Below are 1215 nucleotides of genomic sequence, written 5' to 3'. Positions count from 1 at the left end.
GGGCCGGCCTGGGAGGCCGCCGTGCAGGCCGCGGTGAGCGAGGGCGCCGACGCCGAGGACGTCCGCGTCGCCCGACGGCGCCGCCGCGACTGGGGACGATTCACCCGCAACTTCGTGGTGCAGGGCACCGCCGCCGAGTGGGCCCTGTGCTGGATGGCGGCGCTGCGGCGTCGGCTCCTGGAGATCGAGGGGAGGCCGCACCTGGTGTTCTTCCTGCACGACGAGGTCATGGTGCACGCCCCGGCCGACGTCGCGGCCCCGGTCGCCGAGGCCGTGCGCGAGGCCGCGACCGAGGCCGGGAGGCTGCTGTTCGGCGACGGGGCCGTCGAGTTCACCCTCGACGTGTCCGTGGTCGACGCCTACGACGAGGCGGACTGAGGACCGGCCGTCAGGGGGCGACCGGCAGGTCGAGGTGCCAGGACTGCGTCACGTAGGAGGTCACGAACCCCGTCGAGCGGTAGAGGTCGACCGCTCCGGTCGGGGAGTCGGCGTCGACCTCGAGACCCACCCGGTCGCGTCCACGCTCGGCCGCGTCGGCGATCACGGTGGCGAGCAGAGCCTTGGCGACCCCACGGCCACGGGCCGAACGCAGCACGCCGAGGTACTCGACATAGCTGCCCTCGGGGCCCGAGCCGTCGCCGAGGGCCACCGAGCCGACGAGGGCACCGGCCGGGCGCGGGCCCGCGTCGCCCTCGTCGTCGGTGATCTCGGCGATCCACCAGTGGTCCCAGCGGTGGCCCGGGTCCTCGCGGAGCCGGGTCAGGAACTGGTCGAAGGTCTCGGGGTGGTAGTTGAAGTGATCGGTGAAGGCCTCCTCGAGCACGTCGTGCACGGTGCGAAGGTCGTTGCGCTCGGGCATACCGTCCGCGCCGCGCCGCACACCACGGACCGCGACGCCCGCGTCGGGCTCGGGGTGCGTCTCCAGGGCGGCGTCGACCGCCGTGACCGGGCGGCTCATCTGGAACCAGGTCCGCGTCAGGGCGTAGCCCGCTGCCGTCAGCCACCCCTGCTGCCGCTCGTCCTGCTCGAAGGACCCGCTGTCCATCTGCGTCTCGGCGACGCCCCGGCCTCGCGCGAGGTCGCTGGCCGCCGTCGCCGCCCACGCGAAGAGGCCCGCGGCGACGGGGTCGGTGACCTCCCGTTCGAGCTCGGGGTCCACGACCACCGAGATCACCACACGGGCCGCGGCCCGGTCGTGGACCGTGGCCCACGCCT

1 protein-coding gene and 1 pseudogene are annotated in these 1215 nt (G+C 74.4%); one reads left to right on the top strand and one right to left on the bottom strand.

Annotated elements, in window-relative coordinates:
- Positions 1-378 (top strand): annotated as a pseudogene (locus L0B03_RS18115) (DNA polymerase); the annotation flags it as partial.
- A 10-nt stretch (positions 379-388) separates the two neighbouring features.
- Here the strand turns inward: L0B03_RS18115 and L0B03_RS18110 are convergent.
- On the bottom strand, positions 389-1215 hold an 827-nt coding region (locus L0B03_RS18110; protein ID WP_250448433.1), incomplete at its 5' end, for an N-acetyltransferase.

The organism is Actinotalea sp. C106 (assembly GCF_023630195.1).
GTDB lineage: Bacteria > Actinomycetota > Actinomycetes > Actinomycetales > Cellulomonadaceae > Actinotalea.
The sequence above is the reverse complement of the archived record's forward strand: the minus strand, read 5'-3'. Positions and strand labels throughout refer to the sequence as shown.